13 protein-coding genes and 2 pseudogenes are annotated in these 13,881 nt (G+C 67.4%); 10 read left to right on the plus strand and 5 right to left on the minus strand.

Annotated features, from left to right (window positions below):
* On the plus strand, positions 1-255 hold a 255-nt coding region (locus tag BST10_RS06545), incomplete at its 5' end, for a transposase (protein ID WP_207567900.1).
* A gap of 97 nt (positions 256-352) precedes the next feature.
* Positions 353-808, plus strand: a pseudogene (locus BST10_RS24265) (hypothetical protein); the annotation flags it as partial.
* A 505-nt stretch (positions 809-1,313) separates the two neighbouring features.
* Here BST10_RS24265 and BST10_RS06555 read toward each other — a convergent pair.
* Entirely contained in the window at positions 1,314-1,583 is a 270-nt protein-coding gene (locus tag BST10_RS06555; protein WP_083037171.1) for a hypothetical protein, read from the minus strand.
* 165 nt (positions 1,584-1,748) lie between these two features.
* On the opposite strand from BST10_RS06555, the gene BST10_RS06560 reads away from it, so the two are divergent.
* Together BST10_RS06560 and BST10_RS06565 are read left to right on the plus strand one after the other, a co-directional pair.
* A complete protein-coding gene (locus tag BST10_RS06560) occupies positions 1,749-2,213 on the plus strand; it encodes a helix-turn-helix domain-containing protein (protein ID WP_083037172.1) in 465 nt (154 codons plus the stop codon).
* Positions 2,214-2,257: 44 nt separating this feature from the next.
* Entirely contained in the window at positions 2,258-5,359 is a 3,102-nt protein-coding gene (locus tag BST10_RS06565) for a DEAD/DEAH box helicase (protein WP_083037173.1), read from the plus strand.
* Positions 5,360-5,369: 10 nt separating this feature from the next.
* Here the strand turns inward: BST10_RS06565 and BST10_RS23735 are convergent.
* Positions 5,370-5,523, minus strand: a pseudogene (locus BST10_RS23735) (hypothetical protein); the annotation flags it as partial.
* 101 nt (positions 5,524-5,624) lie between these two features.
* Positions 5,625-6,641, minus strand: coding sequence for a hypothetical protein (locus BST10_RS06570; protein WP_083037174.1), 1,017 nt, complete (start codon positions 6,639-6,641; stop codon positions 5,625-5,627).
* A 122-nt stretch (positions 6,642-6,763) separates the two neighbouring features.
* On the opposite strand from BST10_RS06570, the gene BST10_RS06575 reads away from it, so the two are divergent.
* Both BST10_RS06575 and BST10_RS06580 read left to right on the plus strand, forming a co-directional pair.
* Positions 6,764-7,021, plus strand: a complete 258-nt coding sequence (locus BST10_RS06575; RefSeq protein WP_083037175.1) for a hypothetical protein — start codon at positions 6,764-6,766, stop codon at positions 7,019-7,021.
* Positions 7,022-7,170: 149 nt separating this feature from the next.
* A complete protein-coding gene (locus BST10_RS06580; protein ID WP_083037176.1) occupies positions 7,171-8,151 on the plus strand; it encodes a hypothetical protein in 981 nt (326 codons plus the stop codon).
* A gap of 18 nt (positions 8,152-8,169) precedes the next feature.
* Here the strand turns inward: BST10_RS06580 and BST10_RS06585 are convergent, their stop codons facing one another.
* Entirely contained in the window at positions 8,170-8,538 is a 369-nt protein-coding gene (locus BST10_RS06585; protein WP_083037177.1) for a hypothetical protein, read from the minus strand.
* A gap of 124 nt (positions 8,539-8,662) precedes the next feature.
* Positions 8,663-10,672 carry an SEC-C domain-containing protein gene (locus BST10_RS06590; RefSeq protein ID WP_083037178.1) on the minus strand — a complete coding sequence of 670 codons (2,010 nt, stop codon included), beginning with the start codon at positions 10,670-10,672 and terminating at the stop codon, positions 8,663-8,665.
* 95 nt (positions 10,673-10,767) lie between these two features.
* On the opposite strand from BST10_RS06590, the gene BST10_RS06595 reads away from it, so the two are divergent.
* The 4 genes from BST10_RS06595 (at position 10,768) to BST10_RS06610 (ending at position 13,847) form a co-directional block, all read left to right on the plus strand.
* On the plus strand, positions 10,768-11,772 hold the full coding sequence (locus tag BST10_RS06595) for a metallophosphoesterase (RefSeq protein WP_083037179.1): 1,005 nt from the start codon (positions 10,768-10,770) through the stop codon (positions 11,770-11,772).
* A gap of 106 nt (positions 11,773-11,878) precedes the next feature.
* Positions 11,879-12,124: a type II toxin-antitoxin system VapB family antitoxin gene (locus BST10_RS06600; RefSeq protein WP_083037180.1), complete on the plus strand. Its 246-nt coding sequence runs from the start codon at positions 11,879-11,881 to the stop codon at positions 12,122-12,124.
* Positions 12,121-12,519: a type II toxin-antitoxin system VapC family toxin gene (locus BST10_RS06605; protein WP_083037181.1), complete on the plus strand. Its 399-nt coding sequence runs from the start codon at positions 12,121-12,123 to the stop codon at positions 12,517-12,519. Before BST10_RS06600 ends, BST10_RS06605 begins: the two co-directional genes overlap by 4 nt.
* Before the next feature lie 20 nt (positions 12,520-12,539).
* A complete protein-coding gene (locus tag BST10_RS06610; RefSeq protein WP_083037182.1) occupies positions 12,540-13,847 on the plus strand; it encodes a cytochrome P450 in 1,308 nt (435 codons plus the stop codon).
* Positions 13,848-13,881: the final 34 nt, after the last annotated feature.

Raw genomic sequence — 13,881 nt, forward strand, 5'->3', positions numbered from 1 at the left:
AAAAAGATCTGGTCGACCAACCCGTTGGAGCGTCTCAACCGCGAGATCAAGCGCCGAACCGACGTCGTCGGGGTCTTCCCGAATCCGGCCGCACTGCTGCGGCTGGCCGGCTCGGTGCTCGTCGAAGCCCACGACGAATGGCAAGTCGCCGACAAGCGGTACCTATCCGAAGCCACCCTGGCCCTGCTCAAAACCAACGGCCCCGGCAACAAACCCACCGAAAGCGTTGCCCCCACAGCGGCTCTCACGGCATAGTGAAAACCACAGAGCCTCACGCGGAAACGCTGGCCCTACTTACACCACCCCACGGGGCGCGACCTCCTGAAATAGTGTTGATGTGGCCGTCAACCGGATGAACCGTGAACAGTTCTTTTCAGCCATGTCTGGGCATGACGACGCGGCGCTGCGCAAGGCGCTGTGGAACCTGTACTGGCGCGGCACCGCGGACGTGCGGCGGCGCATCGAAACTGAACTGGCCGGCGACATCCGCCCGGCTGCCAAGTCGGAGCCGCTCGACCCGCAGACGGTGCACGACGAGGTGGTCCAGTTCGTGGAACTCGCTCGCTCGGGGGCGTATCTGGGGCGGGATCGCCGGGTGTCGCCGAAGGAGCGCACCCGCTGGCGGTTCACCTTCAAGCAGCTGGCCACTGCCGCCGTGGAGGCCCTGCACGCCGGCGAGCCCACACCGGCGATCACGGCCTTGACGCGGCTGATCGATCTGATTGTCGACGCCCGCGATACCTACTACTTCCGCAGCGAGGATCCGGTGTCGGCGGCCGGCTTCGTCGTCTCCGATGCCGCCGCCGCGTTGTGGACCGCGACGTGGCGGCGGCACGGATTCCAGCGGTTCGCTGAAACCGCTGCGCCGCAACTGATTCGCTGGGAGTCCACACACGGCTGGACTCGCTACGGTGACGGACCGATCGCCGCGAAGGAGACCACGCTCGCGGTTGTGCTGGCCGGCATGCTGACGGTCCCGGACGCTTGGGAGGGCTTCGCTGAGCAATACCGCAAGGCGCTGGGTAAACGCCGCGTCGGCAGCGGCGCACTGGCGGAGTTCGATCGGCTGATTCGGGAGAAACTCGCTGAGGGCTGGAGCGAGAGCTGATCCCTCCAGCCTCGGTGCCGGGCTGGGCGGCGCGCTGGACGGGTGTTAACGCGCTGCAACCGAAGAACTACGACTACCTGCGAGGTGATGACTATGGCGTCCAGGATCGACAAAACCATTGGATCGACCAGCTCGATACCACGGATCCATCGGTGACGGTGCGCGATGAAAGGCCCTGCCGTTCACAGCCAACGCACCGGCGGCCTCACTGGTTGGCGAAAAACTCCGCCAACACATCGATGCCCGGCAGCAGCGACCGGGCGGACGGGCCGACGGCCCAGACCCTCCAATCACTGGTATCGATCAGATCCAGCCCGGACATAATTGCGCACTGCGAATAGATCTGCCTGCGCACGTCGTCGATGGTCAGCGGGTTCCCACCTATCCGCCAGCGGTGACCGAGCAGTGGATGCACCTCGGTGGCGAGTTGGCCGACCGAAACTGCACCGCGGGCGGCCAGCAGCCCGGCGGTCAACTCGATCAGCTGGGTCTCGAGGGCCCCGGCTCGAATGCCGCCCGAATCCGGCGCACCATGTTCAGATCATCGGCGGCGGCCGCGGCCAGCGACACTTCGATGCATTGCACTTATAAGTGAAACTGTCTATTCTGGCGGGAGCATGCAGTCGGAGGCGGGGAGAAGATGGGCGTTGCACAGGAGCAGGCCTGCCGGACGAGCCTGACCATCGACGAGGCGGAGATCGCCGAAGCGCGCACCGTGTGCAGTTCGGTTGCCAAAGCGGGATCGGCCGCCACCGAGATCGAGTTTGCGGTCGGACCCGCCGGCGGGCAGTTGATGCCGATGCCGACAGCGCTTGCCGGACTCATGCGCGACATCCTTGGCGGGCTGAGTCGCGGCTCCACGATCACCATCCAACCGTTGCCACGGGAGTTGACCACCACCACAGCTGCCAAGATGCTCGGCATCTCCAGGCCGACTCTGATGAAATTGGTCGCCGAGCAGAAGCTGCCGGCTCACAAGGTCGGCTCGCATACCCGGCTGTCGGCCACCGATGTGCTGGCCTTCCGGAGGGACCGTCACGACGAACAGCGGCGCGCGTTCGATGAGCTGCGGAAACTGGATGAGGAGATCGGCATTGAGCCGTAGCGTCCCACCGATGGATGTCTGCCCCATCGGCTACCCTGCCGGCCATGGACCCCGGCGTCTACGAATCCCTACTCACCGAGCACCTGCACGCCCAGCTGGCCCGTCACGCCGACCTGCGCCCCGACTTCGCTACGGTCGATGACGCCGAGCAGGCGCTGACGATCACCCGCTACTTGGCGCCGATCATCGAGCGGTCGTTGCGCTCGGCCCGCACCGTCGAAGACCGCGTCGACTTGACCCATCGCATCCTGGAGCTGCTACCGGATACCGTCACCGACGGCGCCGCCCTGCGCACGGACGACCCTGGCAAGATCACCCGCCTCGACGAGGTGCGTCGCGCTAAGGCCCTGGCCGACAACAGACTCCCTCGCCCGGCCACCCCGTTCTCGGATGCCGCGCTGATGACCAATGGCCGTGGTGAGCCGACCTTGGCGGCCGAATTGCGCGCCGAGCTGGCCAGCGCGGATCGGGTGGATCTGCTGTGCGCGTTCGTCAAATGGCAGGGCCTGCGGCTGTTCGAAAAGGAACTCACCGAGCTGCGTGAACGCGACATTCCGTTGCGGGTCATCACCACCACCTACCTCGGCGCCACCGACGCTCGTGCGCTGGATGCCCTGGTGAACGAGTTCGGCGCCGAGGTGCGGGTCAACTACGACACCACCATCACCCGCCTGCACGCCAAGGCGTGGCTGCTGCGCCGCAACACCGGCTATCACACCGCCTACGTCGGCTCCAGCAACCTGTCGCACGCCGCCCTGGTCGACGGCTTGGAATGGAACGTGCGGCTGTCGGCGATCGGCACGCCACACCTGCTGGAGAAATTCCGGGCGACGTTCGATTCCTACTGGGAAAACCGTGATTTCGAGCCGTACCGTCCCGACCAGGACGGTGAACGGCTCCGCCAAGCCCTGCAGAACGCATCCGGGCAGCGCAAACGTGACTCACTGGCCGTCACTTTGTCCGGTCTGGAAGTACGCCCCAAACCGTTTCAAGCCGAGATGCTGGAACAACTCGACGCCGAACGCACCTTGCACGATCGGCACCGCAACCTGATCGTCGCCGCCACCGGCACCGGCAAGACCGTGATGGCCGCCCTGGACTACCGCCGGCTGGCCCGCGAGGTCCACGGCCGCGACCTCACCTTGTTGTTTGTCGCGCACCGCAAGGAGATCCTCGGCCAAGCCCAACGCATGTACCGGGAGGCCCTCACCGACGCCACCTTCGGTGAACTGCTCGTCGACGGCCAACAGCCGACCAAGTGGCGACACGTGTTCGCCAGCATCCAATCGCTGTCGGCGAACCGGCGGGCCGACATCGCCCCCGACCACTTCGACGTCGTCGTAGTCGACGAGTTCCACCACGCCGAAGCCGCCTCCTATCGTCGACTGCTCGGCCATGTACAACCGATTGAGTTGCTTGGGCTCACCGCCACCCCCGAACGCGCCGACGGTATCGACGTGCGGGCGTTCTTCGAGGGCCGCATCGCCGCCGAACTACGGCTCTGGGAAGCCCTGGAACAAAACCTGCTGTGTCCGTTCCACTATTTCGGCATCCACGACGACACCGACCTCGAAGCGGTGCAGTGGAAGCGTGGCGGGTACGACCTGGCTGCCCTCAGCGGGATCTACACCGGAAACGACGCCCGCACCCGCATCGTGCTCAAACAACTGCGCGACAAAGTCGGTGACGTTGCGGCCATGCGCGCGTTGGGATTCTGCGTCAGCGTCGACCACGCCCGCTACATGGCCGACAGCTTCAACGACGCGGGCATTCCTGCGCTGGCGGTCTCAGCCGAGACGCCCGCCGACGAGCGTCGCTCCGCCCTTGCGGCGCTGCGCAACCGCGGCATCAACATCATTTTTGCCGTCGACCTGTTCAATGAGGGCCTGGATATTCCCGAGGTCGACACCGTGCTGTTCTTGCGGCCCACTGAAAGTGCCACCGTCTTTCTGCAGCAGCTTGGACGCGGGCTGCGACTCACCCATGGCAAGACCGTGCTGACGGCACTGGACTTCGTCGGCCATCAGCGCCGCGAGTTCCGCTTCGACCAACGCTTCCGGGCGCTGACCGGAACCGGCGGCAAAGCACTGCAGCGCCAAGTGGAGCAGGGCTTTCCGTTCCTGCCGTCGGGCAGTCAGATCGTGCTCGACCGCGTCGCGCAGAAACTGGTGCTCGACAACATCAAACAGCAAGTGGCGCCCCGCTGGGCGGCACTGGTCTCCGAAGTGCGAGCCCACCCCGGTGACCGGCTGGCCGGTTACCTTGGCGCTTACGGCCGCGAGCTTGCCGACATCCTGAAGAACAACCGGTCCTGGACCACACTGTGTCGCGAGACCGGCAAACAGGCCGCTGCTCCCGGCCCCCGCGAAACCGATCTGGTCAAACGCGTCCGCGCCCTGGCCCACGTCGACGACCGGCTGCGCTGGCAGACGTACCGGGCCATCCTCGACGGGCGCGTCGACCTGGCCAGCCCGGCCGAACATCGGCTGGCCGCGATGCTGTTCTATTCGCTGTTCCCCAACGGCGGCGGATTCCCCGATGTTGCAGCTGGACTCGACGCCTTGGGGGGCGAGCCCGTGACCGACGAGATGCGCCAGGTGATCGATATCGCCTTCGACGCCGCCCGCCGCAGCACCTACGATTTGGGCCGCTTCGTCCCGTCCTTGGCGGCGGTCCCACTGCAGGTGCACGCCACCTACTCGCGTGAAGAGATCCTCGCTGCGCTGGACTACGCCGCCCAGAACCGCACTCCGAGCACCATGCGCGAAGGAGTCGTGTGGCGCCCCGACCTCAACACCGACGCATTCCTGATCACGCTGAAGAAATCCGAGACCGACTACTCACCGACCACCATGTACCGCGACTTCGCGCTCAGCGACCGGCTGTTCCACTGGGAGTCGCAATCTACCACTTCGGAGAACTCGCCAACCGGGCAGCGCTACATCCACCACCGCGAAAACGGCTCGCACATCCTGCTGTTCGTGCGCGCCGCCAAAACCAATGCACTCGGTGCCGCGCCGTATGTGTTTCTGGGCCCGGCCGACTACGTCTCGCATGAGGGCGAGAAGCCGATGGCGATCACCTGGCGACTGCACCAGCCGATGCCGGCGGAGGTATTCCAGGCCTCGAGTGTGGCGGTGGCGTAGTGGGAAGGGGTCAGCCCTTCCCAAACCGCTGGTAGGCAGCCTGGCGGCTGGTGCCGAGCGCAGCGCCGATCGCGTCCCACGTGTCGCCGGCTGCCCGGGCAGCCGGCGACGGCAGCGCGCAGGCCGGCATCGGCGGTGTCTACTGCTTCGACCATCGTGATGAGTCCTCCACGGTCTGCTCATCTTTCACTTTCGCCATGGTGATCTGGCGGAGATTCCCAGCGGGGCGCCGGTGATCTTCATCGTGGACTCCAGCGGAGCAGATTCAGGCCCATCGCTGCGCGATCGCTTGCATCGACGGGTCCACGCCGCCGTAGCTGACGAGCCGGACATCCAGACCGGCCCGCTCCACAATCCGCAGGGCCCGCTCGATGGCGGCGTCGATCCATTCAGCGGCGTTAGCGAATGCACCGCCCCCGACTCGTGTGAGTAGCACCGTGCTCGAGCCGCCCGCGGTGGCCTGCTCGGCCGCGGACAGCAGCGTTGCCTCGTAGGCGGCCTCCAGCACCAGCTGGGCGAACGGCCCCCACTGCGCGCTCGGGATGCGGCTGTAGGCCACCGGCAGCGCCGAGCAGTAGGCCTGTGAGACCGAGCGACGGGGATCGCCTGTCGCATCGGTGACTTCAACGTTGCGGTGCAGTCCGATCGCCAACTCGCCGCGCAAAGCATCGCGCTGATCAGCGCCGGCCTGATCCAGCAGAGCAGCGATGGCGCGCAGGCCCTCGACGGTGCACAGCGCGTAGCCGTTGCGCATCTCCCACAGCTCGGTCACCGGCCGCGACAGCAACTCGGACAGTGCGACGCCGACATCAGCCAGCGTGTCGAGCTGCCGGTCCCGCGCCTGGCCGATCTCGTCGCCGATTGGCACCAGATAGTTGCGGTAGATGGTGCCGGCGCCGGCGGCGACCGCACACGCCGGGCCCTGGGTGGGATCGTCGAGGTACCGCGTCACGCCCTGCTCGGGGGTGACATGCTGGGAAACCATCTCTAGCAGATTGAACTGCGAGGCAACCTGAAACAGTGCGTCGGCAAATTCCGGATCCGCGTGCAGCGCGCGGGAATCACCGACCAGGCAGCGGACGGTGTTGCGACCGGCGTCACCCATTCTTACCCGCTCTCGTAGGTCGGCCAACGTCGGTAGCGACAGCTCGCCGATGCCATACCGTTTGCCGTTGACGGAGGAGACGAGCTCGTCACCGTCGACGGACAGTCGGGCCTGGGTGGACTCGTAATCGCCTTCGGCGAAACCGGTCAGGCTCGCAAACCAGTCACGGGAGGTCATCTTCAAATATTCGCACCTCGCAACTGATTCGGTATCCGCCTTCGACCGCGCCACGTCGGCCGACCAGTGTGGCAGTCGCTTGGCCGTGCGGTACTGCGGTAACGGTCCCGGCCAGCTCCTCGATGAGCAGCTGGCCAGCGCCGTCGTCGACGACGAACTGTCACTGGCCGCGGCCGACGAGAACGCCGGTCATCGGCGGCTTCGGCGCTTTCATAGCCGAGCAACGCGGAGGCGAGGGCCGCTGCACCGCGACGTTGGCCCAGTTCGACATCGAATACGAGGTCGCCTACCGCGGTATCGACCTCGAGCAGGTGCCGCCGCTGACGCTGCAGCCGCGTGGTAGCACCGACACCGGCACTGAAATCCCTACATGCCGCTGAGCGTGGCGAGGCAGATGTGGCGGGCCGGGGCCAGGTATTCCCGCGACTCCGCCTCCTAACACGACATAACGTGCGTTGTCGCGCGAAGCCGGGCAACAACGACATATGTCCGACGCCCGGTGTCACACCCCACTCGTAGCGTGCCTGTCATGAACGCGTTGGTAACCCGCGCCCGCACGGCACTGCGGTCCGGCGCCGGACCCGTCGCCGCCTCGGTGTTCGTCGTCGGGCTGGCCGGATCGACCGGGTGGGCCATCACCGTCGCCGTCCTGGCCGCGCTGGCCTTCGCCGGCTACGTCGCGGCGCCGTGGCTCGAGGAGCAACGGGGCACCGCCGCGCGGCGCCGCGAGGCGATCCGGGAACGCGCCGACCGGCAGCACCGCTGGGCGCTGCGCGGCGACAACAGAGGCTTCTACGGCGCCGAAGGCGCGGAGTTGATGCGCCGCATCGCCGACGAACCGGACCCGGGCGAGATCGGCGACCCGGCCGACGTTGCCGCCGTGGCCTACACGGCCGACGGTCTGACCACGCTGCTGGCCGAACGGCCGGCCTGCTGGCGCTACGCGGTCTTCGTCTCGGTGCTGGTGCAGCGGTACGCGGTGTTACAACCGCGGCTACGCGACCAGCAGCTCGGCTACGCCCCACCCAAAGGCGCCCGCAGGTACAGCGGATTTGCGCTGGGGCAGTATCTGTTTGGTCTCCTCGAGCAGATGTCGGCGCTGCTGAGACAGATCGAGGACCTGATGCTCAGCCCGGCCTTCCGGCGGATGTTCGGAGACCCCACCGACGAGCGCAGCGCCGATGCCGACGCCATCATGCACGCGGCGCACCGGCTGATGGACCTACACGAGCGGCTGCTGGAGTTGGCCGAAAGCTGCCGCAGCACAAATACCCCGGTGGAGTACGCCGACGTCGTGCGCGACTGCGCCCGCGTCTTCGACGTTCCGCTGGAGGGCTACCGCAGGTTCATCGACGAGTTCGTGGGCCGCGTCGCCGAACTGCGCGACGTGCTGCCCTATGCGCGCGGCACCATCGAGATGGACCCGGTCCTGCTGGAAATAGATGACAACGACGAACTTCTCGACAAGGCGTTCGCGGCAATCAGCAAGCTGGTACCCGGTGCTCGGTGACCGCCCGCACGTAGCGTCTCAGGCCGTGGCTGCGCCGCCTTGCCTGTCGATGACCTGCTGGATCAGCTCGGCGATGTGCTGTTGCCCTGCGGCGGTCAGGTCGAACTTGGCCCGAATCTCGGCGAAGCCGGTGGCCACGTCGCTGAAGCCGCCGGTCAGCTCCTGCCTCATATCGAGCATGTCTTCGCGCAGTGCGTTGAAACTGGTATTTGTGGCCTGGCGGAAGTCCCGGAGTTCGTCGCCAAGCTCCCCGACGTCGCGATCAGCCCCGCCGGCCAGCACGCGCGCTGCCGCCGCGTCCTGCTCGCTGGCCCGCACCCGGTCGCGCAGCTCGCGCACCTGCTCCTCGAGCGCGGCGACCCGCGGCTCCAGACCCTCGTCCTGCATGCTCGCAGCGTACGCCAGTGGCCCAAGCCGGCAAGTCACCCGCGGGGACGTCGGGCACCACCGTCGTCGGCGTGGCGAATTCCCGAACAGCGGCCACATCGACCCTGATGGCCCGGGCCGCAGGTCAGTCGGCCCGGGCTGTCCCCAACGGATCCCCGTACTCGTCGTCCAGCTCCGACGGTGCGAGCCATCGGCTCAGAAAGCCGACCAGCTCCACCGGATCGGGCTCGTCGTCAAGCAGTGTGAGCAGCTCATCGCGCTCATCGGGCTCAACCGGGTCAATTCCGCCGAAGAACGCGAAACCCTCGACGGTCGGCAGCACCCGCGAGCAGATCAGCTGCCCGGGATCCAGCGCGCGGCCCCGCTCGGTGACCTCGAGACTCTCGCCGGTGCGCACGTCGCGCACGGTGACGCTGTGGCCGGGGCGGGCCTGCTCGACTTCGAACACCGAGCGCGGCACCCCCAGCCATTGCTCGGCCAGCTGCCGTTCGTCCTCGGGCAGCAATTCACCACGTAACTGCAGGAATTCGGCGAACGCCCCGCCCTCGAACAGCACCGTGTCGATCGCCAGCGGGTCGGTCTTGGCCGCCGCCACCAGATCATCGATCTCATCCTCGACGTAGCGGATGCGTTCGTAACCGGCCAGCAGCAACAACTCGCCCCACTCGCCGCCGAGCACCTGTTGGTGGGCCTTGGCGTAGAGCCAGCGCACCCGCTCGGCCAGCGACAGCTGCTCATTGCCCAGGTGGCACTTCTTGTACTTGCGGCCCGACCCGCACCAGCACGGCTCGTTTCGGCCGACGTCGGTACGCGGCTGTGCCCGATGCTGTTCCAGCAGACGCACCAGCGGGTGATCGGCTCCGACGCCGGCGCGCCGCAGCAGCCCCAAACCCGCCTCGGCGTCGCCGCGGTCGGAGGCGATCCGGGCCAGCGTCAGCAACGTCAGTGGCCAGTCCGGGTCCAATGATTCGGCGGCCAACAGCTCGCGTTCGCACCCGGCGACATCGCCCAGCCCCTCGCACGCCATCGCCTGCAGCCAGTGCGTCGCCACCCGCGCCGAGCGCGGCACCTTGGACTGCAGCGACTCGGCGAGGATGCCCAGCGCGGCGGCACCCCGCCGGCCGGCGCTGGTCGCTTCCTCCATCAAGGACAGCGCCAGCACCGGATTGGCCAGTGCCGCACCCAGTTCGCCGAGAACCTCCGCGTAGTGTCCGTCGGCGGGCTCGGTGTCGGCGGGGGCGTCGACGGTGGCCTCCTCCTCGTCTTCTGCGTCGATTGCGAGGTCGAGCACCTGCGCCATCTGAGCGTGCATCTCGACCAGCGTGGTCAGCACGAAGGCATCGTCGTCATCGAGGCCGTACTGGTCGGCCAGCCGCGCGCACTTGCGCTCGAAGCGCCACCGCTGGAAGTCGAAGCCGGCCGGTGCCAGCCAGCCGCCGCTGCGGGCCAGCCCGTGCTGGTCGGCGATCTCGCTGAGCGGGGCGGCCGGGGCGGTGAACAGTGCGGGGTCGGTCGCGCAGGCCGCCCACACCACCGAGGCGAAATGCGACGGGGATTCATCGGCGTCGAGCTGAGCCGCCAGCCGACCGCCGAGCGTCGGGTCGGTGGTCGCGGCGACCGGCTCCAAACCGATTCCCTTGTTGGTCAACCGCATTCCGAGCAGATCGCCGGCGGCCACCCCCAGGCCGGCCAGCGTGCCCGGGCTCAGCAGCAGGGCGCCGGGCTCGTCGACCAGCTCGAGCGGGATGCCGCGCTCCTCCAGCAGTTCGTCGTCGTAGCCGGGCACTACGACCGACACCGGGGAGCCGTCGGCGAGCTCGGCATAGTCGTCGTCGCACAGTTCGGTGATCGGGTCCAGGTCCGGGCCGGTCGCCAGCAAGTCATGGGTGAGCTCCTCGGCGGTGAGCCGGTGGGTGAAGACCCGCCCGGCCAGCAGTGCCGGCAACCACACCCACCGGCCGTCGGGCAGCGGGCGGGCCGGGCAGCTGAACTCATTGAGCAACTCGTCGATGACGGCGTCTGGGTCGGCGATCCCGGCCTCGTGCAGCCGGTCGGCGATGTCGTCCTTGGACGCCGGCCCGTGCTCGGTCAGGATCGCCGCAAGTGTCGGTACCGCGTCGGAGGGTTCGGTCACGGTTGACACCTTAAGGTCGGTGGGCCAGCGGCGCAGCCATCCGGATGTCGGAGTCCACTGAGACAATGGAACTACCAGGAGATTGGAGGGCCCCGATGGCAGCGTCCACGGTGCACGGGTACGACATCATCGGCGACGTCCACGGCTGCGCCGACCAATTGGAGGCGTTACTGGCCAAGCTCGGCTACGAAACCACCGGTGGTGCAGCGGAATACCGTCACCCGGATCGGCAAGTGGTGTTCGTCGGCGATTTGATCGACCGCGGCCCAGGGCAACTGCGGGTGCTGGCAGTAGCCAAGGCCATGGTCGACGCGGGCAGCGCCCAGATCGTCATGGGCAACCACGAATTCAACGCGCTGGGCTACCACCACGAACATCCGGCGGGCAGCGGGAAATACCTGCGCCCACATGGTGGCTCGGACGGCCCGTGGTCGGGCAAGAACACCAAGCAGCACTGGGACTTTCTGGACCAGGTGACCGGCGAAGACCGGCGCCACTACCTGGAGTGGTTCGCCACCCTGCCGTTGTGGCTGGACCTGGGCGTGCTGCGCGTCGTGCACGCCTGCTGGCACCAGGAATCGATGGCAGCGGTTCAAGAGCACTGCAAAACCAACGCCCCCTTTGCCGATGCGGGTCATCTGGTGGCGGCACACGACAAGGAGCACGCGCTCTACGACGCGATCGAGATCCTGCTCAAGGGCCCCGAGATCAGCCTGGTCGAGCGCGGCCAGCTCAAGTACAAGGACAAGGACGGCAACGACCGCGAGAAAGCCCGCATGCGCTGGTGGGACAGCGGCGCGCGCACCCTGCGCGACGTCGCGGTAATGAGCAGTAGCTACACCACCACGGAGGGAGAGCCTTACCCGCCGCTGCCGGAGCTGCCACTGCTGGACGGCACCGAGTCGTTCGTTTATACCGGCGACGTCCCGGTGTTCTACGGCCACTACTGGCGGCAGGGCTCGCCCGCGCTCGGTGAGGACTTCACCGAGCGCACCGCGTGCGTGGACTTCAGCGCCGTCAAAGACGACGGGACGCTGACCGCCTACCGCTGGTCAGGGGAGCGCCGGATCCGGCCCGAGAACTACGTGCAGGTCGGGTGACGGGCGATAGCGCCGGCGCTATCCGATTGGAAACTGCCCACACCGTTCGTCGAGGGCGGCCGGCGCAACACGCTGGTACCATCAAGACGGTAGGAAGGTACCAGTCATGGCGTTGAACATCAAAGATCCGTCGGTTCATGAAGCGGTCAAAGAGATCGCCAGGATCACCGGTGAATCCCAGGCGCAGGCCGTCGCGGCCGCAGTGCGGGACCGGCTGGCTCGCCTGCAGGCGGATGACGTCACTGACCGGCTGCTTGCTATCGGTCGCCGGACCGCGGCTCGCATGAGCCCGGAGGCGAAGCGAGTCGACCATGGCGCGCTGCTTTACGACGAGCGCGGCCTGCCCGCATGATCGCCGACACCTCGGCAATCATCGCGATCCTCCGAGATGAAGCGGACGCGGATCGCTATGCCCGGGCGATCGCCCGGGCGCAGACCCGTCGACTGTCCGCGGCGTCCTATCTCGAATGTGGGATCGTCTTGGACTCCCAGCGCGATCCGATCATCAGCAGAGCGTTGGATGAATTCCTCGACGAGGCCGGCTTTGTGGTCGAGCCGGTAACCGAGCGGCAGGCTCGGCTGGCCCGACAGGCCTACATCGACTTCGGGAAGGGCAGCGGGCATCCAGCGAGTTTGAACTTCGGGGACTGCCTCTCCTACGCCCTGGCGACTGACCTTCGTGAACCACTGCTGTGGAAGGGCGACGACTTCGGCCACACCGGAATTCACTCCGCTGTCGACGAATAGCCCGCTACCCTGAGGCACACATGACCCAGCCCGTACGCTATCGACCCGGCGACGCGCTGGCCGCGCTGCATCGGCGTCGCGGCCCGATCGTCGACGCCGGGATCGGCCGCCACGGCTACGTGTATGTGTTCGGCGCCGAGGCCAACAAGTTCGTCTTCGCCAACTCCGACGCCTTCAGCTGGTGGGACGCCTTCCAGGTGCTGGTGCCCGTCGACGGGCCCACCGCCCTGATCGTCAGCGACGGGGCCGATCACCGTCGCCGCCGCAGCCTGGTCCAACCGGCATTTCACCAGCGGCACGTCGGCGGCTACCTGCAGATCATGGCGGCCAACGCCGACGCCGTCATCGACAGCTGGCGACCCGGTGACACGATCGACATCTTCGCGCAGCTGCGCTCGGCGATCCGGCGCAGCGCCATCGAAGCACTGTTCGGCCAGGCGATGGCCGGCCACGCCGACTTCCTGGGCGAACAGTTGCAGCCGCTGATGGACCTTACCCACCGGCTGCCCCAGGTGCTCAAGGTCGAAGCCCGGCTGAAGACTCCGGCCTGGCGGCGTGCGATGGCCGCCCGGACCCGCGTCGACGAGCTGATCTACGCCGAGATCGCCCGCGCCCGAACCCATCCCAGCGTCGATGACAACGTGCTGGCCACCTTGATCACCGGCCGCACCGAGGCCGGCGAGGCGCTGCGCGACGACGAGATCCGCGACCAGATCGTCTCGCTGATCGCCGCCGGGTACGAAACCACCAGTGCGGCAATGGGATGGGCGGTCTACGCGCTGCTCAGCACCCCCGAGGTGTGGCAGACCGCCGCCGCCGAAGTCCGTGACGTCACCGGCGGCCGCGCCCCCGACGCCGGCGACCTGAAGAACCTGACCTACCTCAACGGCGTCGTGCACGAGACGCTGCGGCTCTACCCGCCGGCGGTGATCTCCGCGCGCAAGGTCGCCCGCGAGCTGTCGTTTCACGGCCGGCGCATCCGCGCTGGGCGCACCCTGGTGTTCAGCCCGTACGTCACCCACCGGCTGCCGGAGCTGTGGGCCGATCCGCTGCGCTTCGAGCCGCGCCGCTGGGACCCCGCCTCCCCGGGGTATCGCCGGGCCGCCCCGTATGAGTTCCTGCCGTTCGGCGGTGGAACGCATCGCTGCATCGGGTCGAGTTTCGCCACCGCCGAGCTGACGGTGATGCTGGCGCGACTGCTGGCCAGAACCCGGCTGCACCCTCCTGACCAGCGCATACGCGCCGGGGGATACGCGGCCCTACAGCCCCGTCCGGGCCTGACCGTGCAGGTCGGCGAGCCGCATAAAGTTTCGGCGCCTTTTCGGTGAATGCGACGGGACTGGCATTTTCCTTAGAGGTATG

It is taken from the genome of Mycolicibacter algericus DSM 45454, assembly GCF_002086455.1.
Classification (GTDB): domain Bacteria; phylum Actinomycetota; class Actinomycetes; order Mycobacteriales; family Mycobacteriaceae; genus Mycobacterium; species Mycobacterium algericum.

What these genes read in the sequence shown, in the direction of transcription:
- BST10_RS06560 (WP_083037172.1), top strand. Translation starts at nt 1,749, where the DNA reads ATGGGCGTTGCACAGGAGCAGGCCTGCCGGACGAGCCTGACCATCGAC.
- BST10_RS06565 (WP_083037173.1), top strand. Translation starts at nt 2,258, where the DNA reads ATGGACCCCGGCGTCTACGAATCCCTACTCACCGAGCACCTGCACGCC.
- BST10_RS06570 (WP_083037174.1), bottom strand. Translation starts at nt 6,641, where the DNA reads ATGACCTCCCGTGACTGGTTTGCGAGCCTGACCGGTTTCGCCGAAGGC.
- BST10_RS06575 (WP_083037175.1), top strand. Translation starts at nt 6,764, where the DNA reads ATGAGCAGCTGGCCAGCGCCGTCGTCGACGACGAACTGTCACTGGCCG.
- BST10_RS06580 (WP_083037176.1), top strand. Translation starts at nt 7,171, where the DNA reads ATGAACGCGTTGGTAACCCGCGCCCGCACGGCACTGCGGTCCGGCGCC.
- BST10_RS06585 (WP_083037177.1), bottom strand. Translation starts at nt 8,538, where the DNA reads ATGCAGGACGAGGGTCTGGAGCCGCGGGTCGCCGCGCTCGAGGAGCAG.
- BST10_RS06595 (WP_083037179.1), top strand. Translation starts at nt 10,768, where the DNA reads ATGGCAGCGTCCACGGTGCACGGGTACGACATCATCGGCGACGTCCAC.
- BST10_RS06600 (WP_083037180.1), top strand. Translation starts at nt 11,879, where the DNA reads ATGGCGTTGAACATCAAAGATCCGTCGGTTCATGAAGCGGTCAAAGAG.
- BST10_RS06605 (WP_083037181.1), top strand. Translation starts at nt 12,121, where the DNA reads ATGATCGCCGACACCTCGGCAATCATCGCGATCCTCCGAGATGAAGCG.
- BST10_RS06610 (WP_083037182.1), top strand. Translation starts at nt 12,540, where the DNA reads ATGACCCAGCCCGTACGCTATCGACCCGGCGACGCGCTGGCCGCGCTG.